The sequence below is a fragment of the Streptomyces sp. NPDC007346 genome, assembly GCF_040703535.1.
In the GTDB taxonomy this organism is placed as follows: Bacteria; Actinomycetota; Actinomycetes; order Streptomycetales; family Streptomycetaceae; genus Streptomyces.
The window spans coordinates 17,087-36,604 of sequence record NZ_JBEYKR010000069.1; the positions used below are offsets into that span (position 1 = coordinate 17,087).

At 70.9% G+C, this 19,518-nt stretch carries 17 protein-coding genes; 16 read left to right on the forward strand and 1 reads right to left on the reverse strand.

Annotated elements, in window-relative coordinates; all coding sequences use genetic code 11:
• Nucleotides 1-203 precede the first annotated feature (203 nt).
• Nucleotides 204-767, reverse strand: a complete 564-nt coding sequence (locus tag AB0917_RS19225; RefSeq protein WP_366820785.1) for a carbonic anhydrase — start codon at nt 765-767, stop codon at nt 204-206.
• Between the two features lie 421 nt (nt 768-1,188).
• Here AB0917_RS19225 and rsmH point away from each other — a divergent pair, with 421 nt between their 5' ends.
• The 16 genes from rsmH to AB0917_RS19305 all read left to right on the forward strand — a co-directional run bounded on the left by rsmH (nt 1,189) and on the right by AB0917_RS19305 (nt 19,057).
• On the forward strand, nt 1,189-2,154 hold the full coding sequence (gene rsmH, locus AB0917_RS19230) for a 16S rRNA (cytosine(1402)-N(4))-methyltransferase RsmH (protein WP_366820786.1): 966 nt from the start codon (nt 1,189-1,191) through the stop codon (nt 2,152-2,154).
• A 19-nt stretch (nt 2,155-2,173) separates the two neighbouring features.
• On the forward strand, nt 2,174-2,752 hold the full coding sequence (locus tag AB0917_RS19235; RefSeq protein ID WP_366820787.1) for a septum formation initiator family protein: 579 nt from the start codon (nt 2,174-2,176) through the stop codon (nt 2,750-2,752).
• A gap of 4 nt (nt 2,753-2,756) precedes the next feature.
• Nucleotides 2,757-4,739, forward strand: a complete 1,983-nt coding sequence (locus AB0917_RS19240) for a penicillin-binding protein 2 (protein ID WP_366820789.1) — start codon at nt 2,757-2,759, stop codon at nt 4,737-4,739.
• A 186-nt stretch (nt 4,740-4,925) separates the two neighbouring features.
• Nucleotides 4,926-6,497 carry a UDP-N-acetylmuramoyl-L-alanyl-D-glutamate--2,6-diaminopimelate ligase gene (locus AB0917_RS19245; RefSeq protein ID WP_366820790.1) on the forward strand — a complete coding sequence of 524 codons (1,572 nt, stop codon included), beginning with the start codon at nt 4,926-4,928 and terminating at the stop codon, nt 6,495-6,497.
• Nucleotides 6,498-6,501: 4 nt separating this feature from the next.
• Nucleotides 6,502-7,923 carry a UDP-N-acetylmuramoyl-tripeptide--D-alanyl-D-alanine ligase gene (murF, locus tag AB0917_RS19250; protein WP_366820792.1) on the forward strand — a complete coding sequence of 474 codons (1,422 nt, stop codon included), beginning with the start codon at nt 6,502-6,504 and terminating at the stop codon, nt 7,921-7,923.
• Complete coding sequence (gene mraY / locus AB0917_RS19255; protein ID WP_366820793.1) at nt 7,920-8,990, forward strand: phospho-N-acetylmuramoyl-pentapeptide-transferase; 1,071 nt, start codon at nt 7,920-7,922, stop codon at nt 8,988-8,990. Before murF ends, mraY begins: the two co-directional genes overlap by 4 nt.
• Nucleotides 8,972-10,414, forward strand: coding sequence for a UDP-N-acetylmuramoyl-L-alanine--D-glutamate ligase (murD, locus tag AB0917_RS19260; RefSeq protein ID WP_366820794.1), 1,443 nt, complete (start codon nt 8,972-8,974; stop codon nt 10,412-10,414). The genes mraY and murD overlap by 19 nt, the downstream gene beginning before the upstream one ends.
• A 61-nt stretch (nt 10,415-10,475) precedes the next feature.
• Nucleotides 10,476-11,807: a putative lipid II flippase FtsW gene (gene ftsW, locus AB0917_RS19265; RefSeq protein ID WP_366820795.1), complete on the forward strand. Its 1,332-nt coding sequence runs from the start codon at nt 10,476-10,478 to the stop codon at nt 11,805-11,807.
• 6 nt (nt 11,808-11,813) lie between these two features.
• Entirely contained in the window at nt 11,814-12,902 is a 1,089-nt protein-coding gene (gene murG / locus AB0917_RS19270; RefSeq protein WP_366820796.1) for an undecaprenyldiphospho-muramoylpentapeptide beta-N-acetylglucosaminyltransferase, read from the forward strand.
• A gap of 62 nt (nt 12,903-12,964) precedes the next feature.
• Nucleotides 12,965-13,759, forward strand: a complete 795-nt coding sequence (locus AB0917_RS19275) for an FtsQ-type POTRA domain-containing protein (protein ID WP_366820797.1) — start codon at nt 12,965-12,967, stop codon at nt 13,757-13,759.
• Nucleotides 13,760-14,035: 276 nt separating this feature from the next.
• Nucleotides 14,036-15,259 (forward strand): cell division protein FtsZ, encoded by a 1,224-nt coding sequence (gene ftsZ, locus AB0917_RS19280; RefSeq protein ID WP_366820798.1) that lies wholly within the window; start codon nt 14,036-14,038, stop codon nt 15,257-15,259.
• A complete protein-coding gene (gene pgeF, locus AB0917_RS19285; protein ID WP_366820799.1) occupies nt 15,256-15,999 on the forward strand; it encodes a peptidoglycan editing factor PgeF in 744 nt (247 codons plus the stop codon). The genes ftsZ and pgeF overlap by 4 nt, the downstream gene beginning before the upstream one ends.
• Nucleotides 16,000-16,005: 6 nt before the next feature.
• Nucleotides 16,006-16,725, forward strand: a complete 720-nt coding sequence (locus AB0917_RS19290; protein ID WP_366820800.1) for a YggS family pyridoxal phosphate-dependent enzyme — start codon at nt 16,006-16,008, stop codon at nt 16,723-16,725.
• 126 nt (nt 16,726-16,851) lie between these two features.
• On the forward strand, nt 16,852-17,475 hold the full coding sequence (gene sepF, locus AB0917_RS19295) for a cell division protein SepF (protein WP_366820801.1): 624 nt from the start codon (nt 16,852-16,854) through the stop codon (nt 17,473-17,475).
• A 90-nt stretch (nt 17,476-17,565) separates the two neighbouring features.
• Entirely contained in the window at nt 17,566-17,850 is a 285-nt protein-coding gene (locus tag AB0917_RS19300; RefSeq protein WP_006123846.1) for a YggT family protein, read from the forward strand.
• Between the two features lie 49 nt (nt 17,851-17,899).
• Nucleotides 17,900-19,057: a DivIVA domain-containing protein gene (locus AB0917_RS19305; RefSeq protein ID WP_366820802.1), complete on the forward strand. Its 1,158-nt coding sequence runs from the start codon at nt 17,900-17,902 to the stop codon at nt 19,055-19,057.
• Nucleotides 19,058-19,518: the final 461 nt, after the last annotated feature.

Below are 19,518 nucleotides of genomic sequence, written 5' to 3' on the forward strand. Positions count from 1 at the left end.
CCTTTTTGCGCATCGGCCGGCGTACGTACCCGCCCGGCCCACCCCGAAATACGGACACTCCTCCGGCAGGTCCGGTGGAGGTCACCCCCGCATTCTTGTTGCCGTTACCGCTTCGTGTCACTCGCCTGTGGATAAGTGGGTGCGATATGTCAGTCTCTGCCATGTTTCGCGGGGGCGTGCGGGGGCCAGGAGCCGGAAGGAGGTCAGGAAGCGGGCTGGATCTCGCGGAGCAGACCGGTGGTCACGTCGAAGACGAAACCGCGGATGTCGTCGGTGTGCAGGAGGAACGGCGAGGTCCGCACACGCTGCATCGACTGACGTACGTCCTGGTCGGCGTCGGTGTAGGCCTCCACGGCCCAGACCGGCCGCTGGCCGACCTCGCGCTCCAGCTCCTGCCGGAACTCCTCGGTGATGGATTCGAGACCGCAGCCCGTGTGGTGGATGAGGACGATGCTGCGGGTGCCGAGCGCCCGCTGGCTGATGGTGAGCGAGCGGATCACGTCGTCGGTGACGACACCGCCCGCGTTGCGGATGGTGTGACAGTCACCGAGTTCGAGACCCAGCGCGGCGTGGAGGTCGAGTCGGGCGTCCATGCAGGCGACGATGGCGACCTGGAGGACGGGCCGGGCGTCCATGCCGGGGTCGCGGAAATCCTGCGCGTACGAGGAGTTCGCCTCGACCAGCTGATCGGTGACCTGGCCCCCCTCGCGGACCGCCGCGGCGGTGGACGTCATGGGCTCGGCGGGGGAGTGAGCGGAAAGCGACATGGTTATGACGGTAGCGTTCCCACCTTGTCCGGGTGGGCTGTGAGAGCGGACAAAGAACGTCAACGCGGCTTGTTGTGAGCTAACCCACAAGCACCAGGAAACGCGCCCGTCCGGGTGAGGTCGCCGCTTCCGGACGGGTGGCGCGACTCGCTGCCCGGTTCGTTGATCGTGAATCGATCGAATGGCAGGGTGGACTAAAGTAACGCGAAGTCACCATCCTGAACCCGTTCAACCCCACACCCCGCACCTCCTGCACATTCCGTTTTTCTCCCCCGTGATGTGCGGCGTACGTGCGGCCCGGCCCTCTCCCGCTCTCGGTCGGCCGACGCCCCTTCCCCGGCGCCGGCGGACCTCCCCTTCAGAGCGGGCGGGGACCAGGACGTACGTACCGGCCGCGCGGGACAGAGCCTGAGAGGGCGCATTGAGCCAGACCCGACACGTCCCGGTGATGCTCCAGAGGTGTCTGGACCTGTTGGCCCCGGCTCTCCAGGACCCGGCCCACCCCGAGCCCGTGGTCGTCGACTGCACCCTCGGCCTCGGCGGCCACAGCGAGTCCCTGCTGGAGGCCTTCCCCACCGCCCGGCTGATCGCCCTGGACCGCGACAAGGAGGCCCTGCGCCTCTCCGGCGAGCGGCTCGCCCCCTACGGCGACCGCGCCACCCTCGTCCACGCCGTCTACGACGAGCTCCCCGACGTCCTCGCCCGGCTCGGCGTCCCCAAGGTCCAGGGCGTCCTCTTCGACCTCGGCGTCTCCTCCATGCAGCTCGACGAGGCCGACCGCGGCTTCGCGTACGCCCAGGACGCCCCGCTCGACATGCGCATGGACCAGTCCACCGGCATCGGCGCCGCCGAGGTGCTCAACACCTACCCGCCGGGCGAGCTGGTGCGGATCCTGCGGGCGTACGGCGAGGAGAAGCAGGCCAAGCGGATCGTCTCCGCCGTCGTGCGCGAGCGCGAGAAGGAGCCGTTCAGCAACAGCGCCCGGCTCGTCGAGCTGATCCGCGACTCCCTGCCCCAGGCCGCCAAGCGCACCGGCGGCAACCCGGCCAAGCGGACCTTCCAAGCCCTGCGCATCGAGGTCAACGGCGAGCTGAGCGTCCTGGAGCAGGCCATCCCGGCGGCCGTGGCGAGCCTCGCGGTCGGCGGCCGGATCGCCGTGCTCTCGTACCACTCGCTGGAGGACCGGCTGGTCAAGCAGGTCTTCGCGGCCGGCGCCGCCAACACCGCACCCCCCGGCCTGCCCGTCGTCCCCGAGCGCTACCAGCCCCGCCTCAAGCTGCTCACCCGGGGCGCCGAGCTGCCCACCGAGGAGGAGGTCGCCGAGAACCGGCGCGCCGCCCCCGCCCGGCTGCGCGGCGCCCAGCGCATCCGGGAGGACGAGCGATGAGCGCCACAGGGGTCACGCGGTGAGCAGGCCGGCCGCACCGCTGAAGGGGCGGGCCGGACGGCTCGCCCGGCTGATGCCGTCCGCAGGACCCAGCAGTGCGGCCCGCACCCCCTTCGTCCTGCTGGTCGTGCTCCTCCTGGGCGGCGGACTCATCACCCTGCTCCTGCTGAACTCCGCGCTCAACGAAGGGTCGTTCAGGCTCAGCAAGCTCAAGCGGGAGACCACCGAGCTCACCGACGAGCAGCAGGCCCTCCAGCGCGACGTCGACAGCTACTCCCAGCCCGACGCCCTGGAGCGCCGCGCCCGGGAACTGGGCATGGTCCCCGGCGGCAGCCCCGCCTTCCTCAACCCGGACGGCACGGTCCGCGGAGTCCCCACCAAGGCCACCGCCCCACCGCCCAGCCCCACCCCGAGCCCCGAGCCGACGCCCGAGGACGGGGACCCGGCCGACGGAGCGGGCCCCGAGGCCCGGCCCACCCCGTCCGGCTCCGCCGCCCCCCGGCCCGACGCCTCCGCTGGGGCCGGCGCCGCCACGGAGCCCGAGGCCCCGGCCGACACCGCCCCCACGGACCCGCCCCCGACCAGCCCCGGCAGGTGACGCAGTGCCGCCCAAGGAACCGCCGCGCCGCCGCGTACCCGGCCCGGCGCGCCCCCGTGACGGGGCGAACCGCCGCTCCGGCGCGCGCCCCCCGGCCCGCCGCCCCCGCCCCGCCTCCGGGCGCACCACCGCACGCGGGCGCACGCCCAGCTCCCTGCGCCTGGGCAGCCCCCGCCCCCGGCTGCGGCTGGTCAGCCTCGGGCTGACGCTGGTCATGCTGGTCTTCGTGGCCCGGCTGCTCCAGGTCCAGGCCGTCGACGCCACCGCGTACGCGGCCAAGGCCGAGAAGAACCGCTACCTGGAGTACACGGTCGCCGCCGAGCGCGGGGAGATCACCGACCGCAGGGGCGTCGCCCTGGCCACCAGCGTGGACGCGCACAACATCACGGCCGACCCGAAGATGTTCACGCCCGAGGACAGCAAGGCCCCCGACGCGCCCCAGCAGGCCGCCGCCCTGCTCGCCCCGATCCTCGGCAAGGACGCCGACGAGCTCGTCGAGAAGCTCTCGGCCCCGGGCAGCCGCTACACCGTGCTCGCGTACCGGCAGACCCCCCAGGTCTGGAAGCAGATCAAGGACCTCAAGTCCGTCTTCGCGGAGAAGGCCCTGGAGGACGAGCGCAAAGGCGGCAAGGGCGCCAACGTCCTGGCCGGCGTCCTCCAGGAGCCCACCACCAAGCGGGTCTACCCCAACGGGGAGCTGGCCGCCGGGATACTGGGATTCGTCAGCGCCGACGGCAAGGGCGGCGGCGGACTCGAATCGCAGCTGGACAAGGAGCTGGCGGGCGAGGACGGCAAGATCCGCTACGCCCAGGCCGGCGGCCGCCGCGTCCCCACCGCGGGCGGCAGCGAGGTCCCGGCCGTGCCCGGTTCCGACATCGAGCTGACCATCGACCGCGACATCCAGTGGGCCGCCCAGAAGGCCATCAGCGACCAGGTCGCCGAGTCCAAGGCCGACCGGGGCTACGTCATCGTGCAGAACACGCGGACCGGCGAACTGCTGGCCATGGCCAACGCTCCCGGATACGACCCCAACGACCTCTCCCAGGCGACCTCGGCGTCGCTCGGCAACGCGGCCCTCCAGGACGTGTACGAGCCAGGCTCCACCAGCAAGGTCATGTCCATGGCCGCCGTACTGGAGGAGAAGGCCGCCACGCCCGGCACCCACGTCACCGTCCCCAACCGGCTGCACCGCGGCGACCGGCTCTTCAAGGACGACGTGGACCACCCCACCTGGTACCTCACGCTCAACGGGGTCCTCGCCAAGTCCAGCAACATCGGCACCATCCTGGCGACCGGTCAGCTCGGCAAGGACCAGGCCGAGTCCAACCAGATCCTCTACTCCTACCTGCGCAAGTTCGGCCTCGGTGCCAAGAGCGGGCTCGGCTACCCCGGAGAGTCGCCCGGCCTCCTCGCCCACCCCAAGGACTGGTCGACCTCCCAGCAGTACACGATCCCCTTCGGCCAGGGCCTCTCGGTCAACGCCGTCCAGGCCGCCTCGGTCTTCTCCACCATCGCCAACGGCGGAGTCCGCGTCGCCCCCACCCTCGTACGCGGCACCAAGGGCCCCGACGGCCGCTTCACCGCCGCCGAGGCCCCCGAGGAGACCCGGGTGGTCAGCGAGAAGACCGCCAAGACCCTGGCGGCCATGCTGGAATCCGTCGTCGACGACCAGGAGGGGACCGGCACCAAGGCCGCCATCCCCGGCTACCGGGTCGCGGGCAAGACCGGCACCGCCAACCGGGTCGACCCGGTCCACGGCGTCTACAAGGGCTACACCGCCTCCTTCGCCGGCTTCGCCCCGGCCGACGATCCGCAGATCACCGTCTACTGCGCGATCCAGAACCCCACCAAGGGAAGCTACTTCGGCGGCCAGATCTGCGGCCCGATCTACAAGCAGGTCATGGAGTTCGCGCTCAAGACGCTCCAGACCCCACCGTCCGGCAGCAAGCCGCCCCGGCTGCCGGTGTCCTTCAAACCCGGCGAGTGAACACGGGGATGCGCGAGCATCCCCCCAAGGGAACCCTCAGTGACAACCATCACCCCCGATCCCGGGAACCGGAACGAGAACTTCCCGGGACCCGGTCCCTCGCTTAGCGAGAGCCCGCACCGGCCCGGTACGCTCACCGCCGTGCCCCACGCTGATCAGTCCCAAACCTCTCAGAAGGACGCGCCTGTGACCTACCCGGGAGCGCCCCGACCGGACCGGCTCCGGCCCACCCCTCTCGCCGAGCTGGCCGGCCGGCTCGGCGTCGAGACGGCCGGGTCCGGTGATGTCACCGGCATCACCCACGACTCGCGGGCCGTGCGCCCCGGAGACGTGTACGCGGCCCTGCCCGGCGCCCGCCTGCACGGCGCCGACTTCGCCGCCCAGGCCGCGGGCCTCGGCGCCGTCGCCGTCCTCACCGACCCGACGGGCGCCGAACGCGCCGCCGCCACCGGGCTGCCGGTCCTGGTCGCCGAGGACCCGCGCGCCGTCATGGGCGAGCTGGCCGCCGACATCTACGGGCGGCCCGGCATCGGCCTCCTCCAGATCGGCATCACCGGAACCTCCGGCAAGACCACCACCGCCTACCTCGTCGAAGGCGGGCTGCGCGCCGCCGGCCGGCCCACCGGACTCATCGGAACCGTCGAGATGCGCATCGGCGACGAGCGCATCAAGTCCGAGCGCACCACCCCCGAAGCCACCGACCTCCAGGCCCTGTTCGCCGTCATGCGCGAACGCGGCGTCGAAGCCGTCGCGATGGAGGTCTCCAGCCACGCCCTGGTGCTCGGCCGGGTCGACGGCTGCGTCTTCGACGTCGCCGTCTTCAACAACCTCAGCCCGGAGCACATGGAGTTCCACTCCGGCATGGAGGACTACTTCCAGGCCAAGGCCCAGCTCTTCACCCCCGAGCGCAGCCACCGGGGCGTGGTGAACTTCGACGACGAGTACGGCCGCCGGCTCATCACCGAGTCCGGGGTCCCGGTCACCACCTTCTCCGCCGAGGGCCACCCGGACGCCGACTGGCACGCCGAGAACGTCCAGGTCGGGCCGCGGGACAGCACCTTCACCGCGGTCGGACCGGGCGGCGAGCGGATCACCGCCCGCGCCCCGCTGCCCGGCCCGTTCAACGTCGCCAACACCCTCGCCGCGATCGTCACCCTGGCCGTCGCGGGCGTCGACCCGCAGACCGCCGCCGACGGCATCGCGGCCGTCCCCGGGGTCCCGGGCCGCCTGGAGCGCGTGGACGCCGGACAGCCCTACCTCGCCGTCGTCGACTACGCGCACAAGACCGACGCCGTCGAGTCCGTCCTGCGCTCCCTTCAGAAGGTCACCGAGGGCAGGGTGCACATCGTCCTCGGCTGCGGCGGCGACCGTGACATCACCAAGCGCGGCCCGATGGGCGCCGCCGCGGCCCGCCTCGCCGACACCGCCGTACTGACCTCCGACAACCCCCGCTCCGAGGACCCCCTCGCGATTCTCGCCGCGATGCTCTCCGGCGCCGCCGAGGTCCCCGTCCACGAACGCGGCGACGTCCTGGTCGACGCGGACCGGGCATCGGCCATCGCCGCCGCCGTCGCCCGCGCCGAACCCGGCGACACCGTCCTCGTCGCGGGCAAGGGCCACGAGCAGGGCCAGGACATCCACGGGGTCGTACGCTCCTTCGACGACCGCAAGGTCCTGCACGACGCCATCGAGCGGTCCCTGGGGCGCACCGGCGCCACGGGCCGTGCCCCTCACCACGAGAACAACAGTCAGGGATGACCAAGTGATCACCCTTTCCCTCGCCGAGATCGCCGAAATCGTCGGCGGGCAGCCGCACGACATACCGGACCCGGCAGTCACCGTCACCGGCCCCGTCGTCATCGACTCCCGCGAGGCCGGACCCGGCAGCCTGTTCGTCGCGTTCGCCGGCGAGCGCGTGGACGGCCACGACTACGCGCAGCGCGCCGTCGAGGCGGGCGCGGCGGCCGTGCTGGCCGCCCGCCCCGTCGGCGTTCCGGCGATCGTCGTGGACGACGTCGTCGGCGCCCTCGGGGCGCTCGCCCGTACCGTCGTCGAGCGCCTGGGCACCGTCGTCGTCGCGCTCACCGGCTCCGCGGGCAAGACCTCCACCAAGGACCTGATCGCGCAGCTCCTCCAGCGCAAGGCCCCCACGGTCTGGACGCCGGGCTCCCTCAACAACGAGATCGGCCTGCCGCTCACCGCCCTGCGCGCCACCTCCGAGACCCAGCACCTGGTCCTGGAGATGGGCGCCCGGGGCATCGGGCACATCCACTACCTCGCCGACCTCACCCCGCCCCGCATCGGCCTGGTCCTCAACGTGGGCTCCGCCCACCTCGGGGAGTTCGGCAGCCGGGAGGCGATCGCCCAGGCCAAGGGCGAACTGGTCGAGGTGCTCCCCGAGGACGGCTGCGCCGTGCTCAACGCCGACGACCACCTCGTACGCGCGATGGCCTCGCGCACCAAGGCCCGGGTCCTGCTCTTCGGAGAAGCCCCGGATGCGGACGTACGGGGCGAGAACGTCCGGATGACCCCCGACGGGCGGCCCGCCTTCGCGCTCCACACACCCACCGGGTGCAGCGACGTGACCTTGCGCCTGTACGGTGAGCACCACGTGTCGAACGCGCTCGCCGCGGCCGCCGTCGCCCATGAGTTGGGCATGTCCGTGACCGAGATCGCCGAGGCGCTCTCGGAGGCGGGCACCCTCTCCCGCTGGCGCATGGAGGTCACCGAGCGTCCGGACGGTGTGACGGTCGTCAATGACGCCTACAACGCGAACCCCGAATCCATGAGAGCCGCACTGCGTGCGCTGGCCGCCATGGGTCAGGCCCGAGTGGCCGACGGGGGACGCACCTGGGCGGTGCTCGGTCAGATGGCCGAGCTGGGTGACGCGTCGCTCGCCGAGCACGACGCGGTCGGACGGCTCGCCGTCCGGCTCAACGTCAGCAAGCTCGTCGCTGTCGGGGGGAGAGAAGCCTCCTGGCTGCAACTGGGCGCATATAACGAGGGTTCGTGGGGTGAGGAGTCGGTGCACGTGTCCGACGCACAGGCGGCCGTCGACCTGTTGCGCAGTGAACTGCGCCCGGGAGACGTCGTGCTGGTGAAGGCGTCCCGGTCGGTCGGCCTGGAGAAGGTCGCCCAGGCACTGCTGGAGAACTCGACCGAGGGCGAGGTCGCCGGCCGATGAGGCAGATCCTCTTCGCGGGGGCCATCGGGCTCTTTCTGACCCTGGTCGGGACTCCGCTGCTGATCAAGCTGCTGGCCCGCAAGGGATACGGGCAGTTCATCCGGGACGACGGCCCGCGCACGCACGGCAGCAAGAAGGGCACGCCCACGATGGGCGGCATCGCCTTCATCCTGGCGACGATCATCGCGTACCTCCTCGCGAAGGTGATCACGGGCGAGGACATCCGCTACTCCGGCTTCCTCGTGCTCTTCCTCATGGCGGGCATGGGCCTCGTCGGCTTCCTCGACGACTACATCAAGATCGTCAAGCAGCGTTCACTCGGTCTGCGCGCCAAGGCGAAGATGACCGGCCAGCTGATCGTCGGCATCGCCTTCGCGGTGCTCTCGCTCCAGTTCGCCGACTCCGCGGGCAACACCCCGGCCTCCACCCGGCTCTCCTTCGTGGAGGACTTCGGCTGGTCGATCGGGCCGGTGCTGTTCTGCGTCTGGGCGCTGTTCATGATCCTCGCCATGTCCAACGGCGTGAACCTCACGGACGGCCTGGACGGACTGGCCACCGGCGCCTCGGTGATGGTCTTCGGCGCCTACACCTTCATCGGCCTGTGGCAGTTCCAGGAGTCCTGCGCCAACGCGGACAAGCTGACCAACCCCAGCGCCTGTTTCGAGGTGCGCGACCCGCTGGACCTGGCCGTCGTCGCCGCCGCCCTGATGGGCGCCTGCTTCGGGTTCCTGTGGTGGAACACCTCGCCCGCCAAGATCTTCATGGGCGACACCGGCTCGCTGGCCCTCGGCGGCGCCCTCGCGGGTCTCGCGATCCTGTCCCGCACCGAGTTCCTGCTCGCCATCCTCGGCGGCCTCTTCGTGATGATCACCATGTCCGTGGTCATCCAGGTCGGTTCGTTCAAGATGACCGGCAAGCGGGTCTTCCGGATGGCACCGCTCCAGCACCACTTCGAACTCAAGGGGTGGTCCGAAGTCCTGGTCGTGGTCCGCTTCTGGATCATCCAGGGCATGTGCGTGATCGTCGGCCTCGGCCTCTTCTACGCGGGATGGGCAGCCAAGAAGTGAGCACCGTGGACTGGCAGGGCAAGCACGTCACCGTCGCCGGACTCGGCGTCAGCGGCATCCCCGCGGCCCGCGCCCTGCACGAGCGCGGCGCGCTCGTCACCGTCGTCAACGACGGCGACGACGAGCGCGCCCGCGCGCAGGCGGCCGAACTGGAGGCGCTCGGCATCATCGTGCGCCTCGGCGACGGCGCCACCCTGCCGCCGTCCACACAGCTCGTCGTCACCGCCCCCGGCTGGCAGCCGGACAAGCCGCTCTTCCTGGCTGCCGCCGAGGCGGGCGTCGACATCTGGGGCGACGTCGAACTCGCCTGGCGGCTGCGCGGCACCAACGGCCGCCCGGCCGCCCCCTGGCTCGCCGTCACCGGCACCAACGGCAAGACCACCACCGTACGGATGCTGGCCTCGATCCTCGAAGCGGCGGGCCTGCGCACCGCGGCGGTCGGCAACATCGGCGTATCGCTGCTGGACGCGGTGCTCGGCGAGCAGGAGTACGACGTCCTCGCCGTCGAGCTCTCCAGCTACCAGCTGCACTGGGCGCCCTCCCCGCGCGCCCACTCCGCCGCCGTCCTCAACCTGGCCCCCGACCACCTCGACTGGCACGGCTCGATGGAGGCGTACGCCGCCGACAAGGGCCGCGTCTACGAGGGCAACACGGTCGCCTGCGTCTACAACGCGGCCGACCCGGCCACCGAGGAGCTGGTCCGGGAGGCCGACGTCGAGGAGGGCTGCCGCGCCATCGGCTTCACTCTGGGCACCCCCGGCCCCTCGCAGCTCGGCGTGGTCGACGGCATCCTCGTCGACCGGGCCTTCGTGGCCGACCGCCACAAGCAGGCCCAGGAGCTGGCCGAGGTCACGGACGTCGACCCGCCGGCCCCGCACAACATCGCCAACGCGCTCGCCGCCGCGGCCCTCGCCCGCGCCTTCGGCGTGGAACCGGCCGCCGTCCGCGACGGGCTGCGCGCCTTCAGGCCGGACGCCCACCGCATCGAACACATCGCGGACATCGGCGAGGTCGCCTACGTCGACGACTCCAAGGCCACCAACACCCACGCCACCGAGGCCTCCCTCGCCGCCTACGACTCCATCGTCTGGATCGCGGGCGGCCTGGCCAAGGGCGCCACCTTCGACGAGCTGGTCACCGGCGCGGCGAAGCGGCTGCGCGGGGTCGTGCTGATGGGCGCCGACCGCGCCCTGATCCACGAAGCCCTGACGCGACACGCCCCCGAAGTCCCGGTGGTCGACCTCGACCGGACCGACACTGGGGCGATGTCCGAGGCGGTCGAGCACGCCGCCCGGCTCGCCCGGCCGGGCGACACGGTACTGCTGGCCCCGGCCTGCGCCTCGATGGACATGTTCACCAACTACAACAAGCGGGGCGAGGCGTTCGCGGACGCGGTCCGCGCACGCGCCGAGACGAGCGCCTGACCGACCGGGCTCCGCGCCGGGGCCGAGCCCCCGGGCACGAGCAGTGGAGGGGACAGCGACAATGCCGGCCGAGAAGAGCTCAGCCGTACGCAGCCGTCGGCCGGCACCGCCCCGTGGCACGGGCCGCGGCCCACGGGCCCCCCGGATCCCGCGCGGCGGCGGCGTACGGCGCCTCTACGAGCAGGCGCGCCGGGCCTGGGACCGCCCTCTGACCGCCTACTACGTGATCCTCGGCTCCAGCCTCCTGATCACCGTGCTGGGCCTGGTGATGGTCTACTCCGCCTCGATGATCAGGGCGTTGAGCATCGACCAGTCCTCGACGTACTTCTTCGGCAAGCAGTTCGTCGCCGCCGTGATCGGGGGCGTGCTGATGCTGGCCGCCTCCCGGATGCCGGTCAAGCTCCACCGCGGACTGGCCTATCCGATACTGGTGGTCTCGGTCTTCCTGATGGTCCTGGTCCAGGTGCCGGGGATCGGGGTCTCCCGCAACGGGAACCAGAACTGGCTCTACCTCGGCGGCCCGTTCCAGCTCCAGCCCAGTGAGTTCGGCAAGCTCGCGCTGATCCTGTGGGGCGCCGACCTGCTGGCCCGCAAGCAGGACAAGCGGTTGCTGGCGCAGTGGAAACACATGCTCGTCCCGCTCGTCCCGGTCGCCTTCATGCTGCTCGGACTGATCATGCTCGGCGGCGACATGGGGACCGCGATCATTCTCACGGCGATCCTGTTCGGCCTGCTCTGGCTCGCCGGGGCCCCCACCCGGCTCTTCGCCGGGGTGCTCGGATTCGCCGCCGTCATCGCGTTCCTGCTGATCTGGACCAGCCCCAACCGGATGTCCCGGCTCTCCTGCATGGGCATCATCGGCGAACCCGACCCGGATGACGGCTGCTGGCAGGCGGCCCACGGAATCTACGCGCTGGCCTCCGGCGGATGGTTCGGTTCCGGGCTGGGTGCGAGTGTGGAAAAATGGGGTCAACTCCCGGAACCCCACACCGACTTCATCTTCGCGATCACCGGTGAGGAACTGGGGTTGGCAGGGACGCTGTCAGTGCTCGCCCTGTTCGCGGCTCTAGGCTATGCGGGTATCCGCGTGGCCGGACGCACGGAGGACCCCTTCGTCAGGTATGCCGCGGGAGGCGTGACCACCTGGATCATGGCCCAGGCCGTGATCAACATCGGTGCGGTGCTCGGCCTGTTGCCGATCGCCGGTGTCCCGCTCCCGCTGTTCTCCTACGGAGGGTCCGCCCTGCTGCCGACGATGTTCGCGGTCGGGCTCATGATCGCCTTCGCGCGGGAGGATCCCGCCGCGAAGGCGGCCCTGGCCATGCGGAGGCCCGGGGTGAGATGGAAGACGATGAGACGGCGCGTCAAGAAGCGTCCGTCCGGAGAGCGGTGAATTTCGGTGCATGTCGTACTCGCCGGCGGGGGGACCGCCGGACACATCGAGCCCGCGCTTGCCCTCGCAGACGCCCTGCGCAGGCAGGACCCGACCGTGGGGATCACTGCCCTCGGCACGGAACGCGGCCTGGAGACCAGGCTCGTACCCGAGCGGGGGTACGAGCTCGCCCTCATCCCTGCCGTGCCGCTGCCGCGTAAGCCCACCCCCGAGCTGATCACCGTTCCGGGCCGGCTGCGCGGCACCATCAAGGCCGCCGAGCAGATCCTGGAGCGCACCAAGGCGGACTGCGTGGTCGGCTTCGGCGGTTACGTCGCGCTGCCCGGCTACCTCGCGGCCAAGCGCGCCGGTGTGCCGATCGTGGTCCACGAGGCCAACGCCCGCCCGGGGCTCGCCAACAAGATCGGCTCCCGGTACGCCCACGGGGTCGCCGTCTCCACGCCGGACAGCAAGCTGCGCGGAGCCCGCTACATCGGCATCCCGCTGCGCCGCACCATCGCCACCCTGGACCGCGCCCGGGTCCGCCCGGAGGCCCGCGCCGCCTTCGGCCTCGACCCCAACCTGCCCACGCTGCTGGTCTCCGGCGGCTCGCAGGGCGCGCGCCACCTCAACGAGGTGGTCCAGCGGGTCGCGCCGCTGCTCCAGCGCTCCGGGATCCAGATCCTCCATGTGGTCGGCCCGAAGAACGAATTGCCGCGGATCGACAACATGCCCGGGATGCCGCCCTACATCCCGGTACCGTACGTGGACCGGATGGACCTCGCGTACGCCGCGGCCGACATGATGCTCTGCCGCGCGGGCGCGATGACCGTCGCCGAACTCTCCGCCGTCGGGCTCCCCGCCGCCTACGTCCCGCTGCCCATCGGCAACGGCGAACAGCGGCTGAACGCCCAGCCGGTGGTCAACGCCGGCGGCGGCCTGCTGGTGGACGACGCGGCGCTCACCCCCGAGTGGGTGCAGGGCAACGTCCTGCCGGTGCTGTCGGACCCCCACCGGCTGTACGAAATGTCGCGTGCCGCGGCCGAGTTCGGCCGGCGCGACGCCGACGACCTGCTCGTCGGCATGGTGTACGAAGCGATCGCCGCACGACACTAGGCGTGCGGCGCGAGGCGGTGCGGACCCGGGGCGGGCGCCCCGGGTCCGGCGAAGGAGCGAGCGTGGCCGGACCGACGACCGCCCAGCGCGGCGCAGCGGGGCGTGCGGACACCCCCGCCCGCCCGCCGCACATCGGCCCCGGGAAGCGCCGGATCGGCCGGCGTACGCTCCTGATCCTGATCGGCGTCGCGGCGGCCCTGCTCACCGCTTTCGCCATCTGGGTGCTCTACGGCTCCTCCTGGCTCCGCGTCGAACGCGTCTCCACCACCGGCGTCGAGGTCCTGACCCGCGAAGAGGTGGAAGCGGTTGCCGCGGCACCGCTCGGAGCCCCGCTGATCTCCGTGGACACCGGTGGCATGGAGGCCAGGCTGCGCCAGAAGCTGCCCCGTATCGACTCGGTGGACGTCGTACGGTCCTGGCCGCACGGCATCGTCCTGAAGGTGACCGAACGCAAGCCGGTCCTGCTGATCGCCAAGGGCGCGAAGTTCGTCGAAGTGGACGCGGCGGGCGTCCGTTTCGCCACGGTGGAGCAGCCGCCGAAGGGTACGCCCCTGCTGGAGCTGGCCCCCGGGCGGTCGGCGAGTCTGCGCCGGTTCGGCGGTGACCGTCTGTTGCGGGAAGCGGTACAGGTCGCGGTCGACCTGCCCAAGGGCGTCGCCAAGGACGCCGAGGTCGTACGCGTCACCTCGTACGATGCGATTTCCTTGCGGCTCACCCGTGATCGGGCGGTGACCTGGGGCAGTAGTGAGGATGGGCCGGTGAAGGCGCGCGTGCTCACCGCTCTCATGAAGGCGGCTCCCAAAGCGGGACACTTCGACGTGAGTGCCCCCACCGCCCCGGCGGTATCGGGGAGTTGACGTGCATTTGTGCTGGCCAGCACCCTGGTTGGTCAGCGCTACGGGTGATCACATAGGGTGAAAAGAAAAACGGGAGGTTCGGCGTGTTCGTTGAACGTGCGCCACTTGTCGACTTAGTGTCCTGTTCGGAAGAGTCCAGGAAGCAGACACACTGGTAACCCTAAAGTTGAACGTTAGGGTTTGGGTCGGCGTTCGGACCGTCCCCATCGACATCAGTCGTCGCCGCGGAACCTCCGCAGAGCGACGACACGTAACTCGAGGCGAGAGGCCTTCGACGTGGCAGCACCGCAGAACTACCTCGCAGTCATCAAGGTCATCGGTGTCGGCGGCGGTGGTGTCAATGCCATCAACCGAATGATCGAGGTCGGTCTCAAGGGCGTCGAGTTCATCGCGATCAACACGGACGCACAAGCCCTGTTGATGAGCGACGCCGACGTCAAGCTCGACGTCGGCCGTGAACTCACCCGGGGCCTCGGCGCCGGGGCGAACCCGGCCGTCGGTCGTAAGGCGGCAGAGGACCACCGTGAGGAGATCGAGGAGGTCCTCAAGGGGGCCGACATGGTCTTCGTCACCGCCGGAGAAGGCGGCGGCACCGGCACCGGCGGCGCACCCGTCGTCGCCAACATCGCGCGCTCGCTCGGCGCCCTGACGATCGGTGTGGTCACCCGCCCGTTCACCTTCGAGGGCCGGCGGCGCGCGAACCAGGCGGAGGACGGCATCGCCGAACTCCGCGAAGAGGTCGACACCCTCATCGTCATCCCCAACGACCGCCTGCTGTCCATCTCGGACCGCCAGGTCAGCGTGCTCGACGCCTTCAAGTCGGCCGACCAGGTGCTGCTCTCGGGTGTCCAGGGCATCACCGACCTCATCACCACCCCGGGCCTGATCAACCTCGACTTCGCCGACGTCAAGTCGGTCATGTCCGAGGCCGGATCGGCGCTCATGGGCATCGGCTCGGCGCGCGGCGACGACCGCGCGGTCGCGGCGGCGGAGATGGCGATCTCCTCGCCGCTCCTGGAGGCGTCCATCGACGGCGCCCGCGGTGTCCTGCTCTCCATCTCCGGCGGCAGCGACCTCGGTCTCTTCGAGATCAACGAGGCCGCCCAGCTGGTGAGCGAGGCGGCGCACCCCGAGGCCAACATCATCTTCGGCGCCGTCATCGACGACGCGCTGGGGGACGAGGTCCGGGTCACCGTGATCGCGGCAGGGTTCGACGGTGGACAGCCGCCGACCCGGCGCGAGAGCGCACTCGGCGCCAACACGAACAAGCGGGAGGAGCCGGCCGCCCCGGCCAGGCCCTCCGCCGAGACCGCGCGCCCCTCGGGCGGACTCGGCTCCGTGCCCGCCCGCGAGGAGAGCCCGGCCCCGGCCGAGCCCGCCCCCGCGTCGGCTTCGAGCGAGAGCCCGCTGTCGCAGGTCTCTCCGCCGCACGTCCCGCCGGCCCGTCCCTACCAGGACACCCAGGCCGAAGAGCTGGACGTACCGGACTTCTTGAAGTGATAGGTCAAGACCGGACGGCAGCACCCGTCACGGGCAGCGCTCACTTCGCCTTCACCGACCGGTGGGGCGGGGTGAGCGCCGCTCCGTACGGTGAGCTCAACCTCGGCGGCGCGGTCGGTGACGACCCCGCCGCCGTCGGCGCGAACCGCGAGCGCGCGGCCCGCCGCCTCGGCCTCGACCCGGCCTCCGTCGTCTGGATGAACCAGGTGCACGGCCGGGACGTGGCGGTGGTCGACGGACCCTGGGGCGCGGACACCGAGATTCCGGCCGTGGACGCGGTGGTGACCACGCGCCGTGGACTGGCGCTCGCGGTCCTCACCGCCGACTGCACCCCCGTCCTCCTCGTCGACCCGGTCGCCGGAGTCGTCGGGGCGGCGCACGCCGGGCGGCCGGGACTGGTCGCCGGAGTCGTTCCGGCGGTGGTCGAGGCCATGACCGGGCTGGGCGCACGCCCCTCCCGGATCACCGCGCACACCGGACCGGCCGTCTGCGGACGGTGCTACGAAGTGCCCGAGGAGATGCGGGCCGAGGTCGCCGCAGCCGTCCCGGGCACCTGGTCCGAGACCAGTTGGGGGACCCCGGCGGTGGACGTCACCGGCGGAGTCCACGCCCAGCTCGCCGCTCTCGGCGTCGATGACCTGCACCGTTCGCCGGTCTGCACCCGTGAATCGGGCGACCACTTCTCGTACCGCCGCGACCGCACCACGGGGCGGCTCGCCGGATATGTCTGGTTGGACTGATAGGGCATGACGGACCGTAAGGCTCAACTCGCGGCGAATCTCGCACAGGTGGAGGAAAGGATCACCTCCGCCTGTGCCGCGGCCGGCCGCAAGCGCGACGAAGTGACCCTGATCGTGGTCACCAAGACCTACCCCGCGAGCGATGTGCGGATCCTGCATGAACTCGGTGTGCGCCATGTCGCGGAGAATCGTGACCAGGACGCGGCACCGAAAGCCACCGCTTGTGCGGATCTTTCCCTGACATGGCACTTTGTCGGACAACTCCAGACGAACAAGGTTCGTTCTGTGACGAGTTATGCCGATGTCGTTCAGTCGGTGGACCGGATCAAGCTGGTCACCGCCCTCTCGGCCGCCGCGGTCCGCGCGGAGCGGGAGCTCGGCTGTCTCGTCCAGGTCGCCCTGGACGCGGAGAGCGGCGAGCGCGGTGAGCGCGGCGGCGTCGCGCCGGACGGGATCGAGGAGTTGGCGGCCGCGGTCGACGCGGCCGAGGGGCTGCGGCTCGACGGACTGATGACGGTGGCGCCGCTGGCCGGACCGTTTGCCGGCAGGCAACGCGCCGCGTTCGACCGGCTGATGGAATTGGCCGGGCGCCTGCGCACCGGTCATCCGGCTGCCAACATGGTCTCCGCGGGAATGAGTGCGGACCTCGAGGACGCGGTGGCGGCCGGAGCGACACATGTACGCGTCGGTACGGCGGTACTCGGAGTCCGACCCGGGCTCGGGTAACGTCGCGAAGCAAGTCGGACCACAGCAGAAAATATGGTCATTCCCCAGCACGGCGGGGCAGACCACAGTGGATCTCGGGCACTTGGTGACGAATGCCGATCCACCACAGAGCGGAGGACTCGGAGCATGGCCGGCGCGATGCGCAAGATGGCGGTCTACCTCGGCCTCGTGGAGGACGATGGGTACGACGGTCCGGGGTTCGACCCCGATGACGAATTCGAACCTGAGCCGGAGCCCGAGCGGCGACGGCATCAGCCCCCGCACCAGGTGGAACGCGAGCGAGAGCGGGAGCGCGAAAGGGATGAACCGGTACGAGCAGTACAACCGCCCGCCCAGCGTGAACCGGTTCAGCTCCCCGCGGAAAGCGGGCGACCCGCCCGAATCGCCCCCGTGGCATCCATCACACCTGAACGCCTGAACATGGAGAAGAACGCACCGGTGATCATGCCCAAGGTCGTGTCCGAGCGGGAGCCGTACCGCATCACCACGTTGCACCCCAGGACCTACAACGAGGCCCGTACCATCGGGGAACACTTCCGTGAGGGCACTCCGGTGATCATGAATCTCACGGAGATGGACGATACGGACGCGAAGCGACTTGTCGACTTTGCCGCAGGACTCGTCTTCGGGCTCCATGGCAGCATTGAACGTGTGACGCAGAAGGTGTTCCTGTTGTCGCCTGCTAACGTCGATGTCACGGCGGAGGACAAGGCCCGCATCGCAGAGGGCGGATTCTTCAACCAGAGCTGAGAACACGACACCGGGAACAACCCGGCCGCGAGGCCGGTGCCGGCCGAGAGGCCGGAGCTACGAGAGCCAGGGGAGAGGGAAGCGCGGGACATGGGCGTCGCACTGGATGTGGTCTATATCGCGCTGATGTGTTTCCTCATCGTGCTGATCTTCCGGCTGGTCATGGACTACGTCTTCCAGTTCGCACGTTCATGGCAACCCGGCAAGGCGATGGTGGTCGTACTGGAGGCCACTTACACTGTCACCGATCCACCGCTCAAGCTTCTGCGGCGGTTCATCCCGCCGCTGCGTCTCGGGGGCGTGGCACTCGACCTGTCCTTCTTCGTTCTGATGATCATCGTCTACATCCTGATCAGCGTTGTGGTCAGGTTGTGAGCGATACGGTCTTGCCGACTGCCGACGACTACGTAGAGGTGAAGAAGAGATGCCGTTGACCCCCGAGGACGTGCGGAACAAGCAGTTCACGACCGTCCGCCTCCGAGAAGGCTATGACGAGGACGAGGTCGATGCCTTTCTCGACGAGGTCGAATCGGAGCTGACCCGTCTGCTCCGTGAGAACGAGGACCTGCGCGCCAAGCTGGCCGCCGCGACGCGCGCCGCCGCGCAGAACCAGCAGCAGCAACAGCAACAGCAGCAGCAGGGTATGCGCAAGCCGCCGGAGCAGCAGGACCGCCCGGGGGCCCCCGTTCCCGCCGCCATATCGGGACCGCCGCAGCAGCAGCAGCCCCCGCAGATGGGTCCCCCCCAGCTGCCCGGTGGAGCTCCGCAGCTGCCTGCCGGCCCCAGCGGTCATGGCCCCCAGGGCGGCCACGGCGGCCCGCAGGGCCCGCACGGCCCCGGCCCGATGCAGGGCGGTCCCATGGGTGGCCCGATGGGCGGCCCCATGGGTCAGCACCCCCAGCAGCAGCAGATGCAGCAGATGCAGCAGCCGCAGATGCAGCAGCAGGGGCAGGGCCCCGGTGGCGACAGCGCCGCCCGTGTCCTCTCGCTCGCGCAGCAGACCGCCGACCAGGCGATCGCGGAGGCCCGTTCCGAGGCCAACAAGATCGTCGGCGAGGCGCGCAGCCGTGCCGAGGGCCTGGAGCGCGACGCGCGCGCCAAGGCCGACGCCCTGGAGCGGGACGCGCAGGAGAAGCACCGCGTGGCGATGGGCTCGCTGGAGTCGGCCCGCGCGACGCTGGAGCGCAAGGTCGAGGACCTGCGTGGCTTCGAGCGCGAGTACCGCACGCGGCTGAAGTCGTACCTGGAGAGCCAGCTGCGTCAGCTGGAGACCCAGTCGGACGACTCGCTCGCCCCGCCGCGGACTCCGGCGACCGCCTCGCTGCCGCCGTCGCCCTCGCTGGCCCCGGCCGGTGCGGGTGCGATGGGTCACTCCATGGGCAGCTCCAACCACGGTGGCCACGGCGGCCAGCAGATGGGTGGCGGCCAGTCCATGGGCGGTGCGCCGTCCTACGGTGGGCAGCAGCAGATGTCGCCCGCGATGACGCAGCCGATGGCGCCGGTTCGGCCTCAGGCGCCGCAGCCGATGCAGCAGGCGCCGTCGCCGATGCGTGGGTTCCTGATCGACGAGGACGACAACTGAGCGGTATGCGCTCGCTGAGCGCGTAGCCGTCGGCAGTCGAAGGGCCGGGCCCCGGGGTTTCCCTGGGGCCCGGCCCTTTGGCGTGGGCGGGGCCGGCTGCCGTTGCCGTTGCTGGGGTGGGGGGGGGCGGGCCGCGAGTGGGGGCGGCTGCGGCGGGCTGTTCCCCTACCCGCCCCTTCCCGAAACCGGGGCTGCGCCCCGGGCCCCCCTTTTGTCCTCAAGCGCCGGACGGGCTGGGGTTTCGGGGCGCTGCCCTGGACCCCGCTCCTCAAGCGCCGGACGGGCTGGGCTTTTGGGGCGCTGCCCCGGGCCTCGCTCCTCAAGCGTCGGACGGGCTGGGGTTTCGGGGCGCTGCCCCGGGCCTCGCTCCTCAAGCGTCGGACGGGCTGGATGTGCCGGGCGTTGCCTGGATGTGCGGCGGTGGTAGCCATATCCAGCCCGTCCGGCGCTTGAGGACAGAT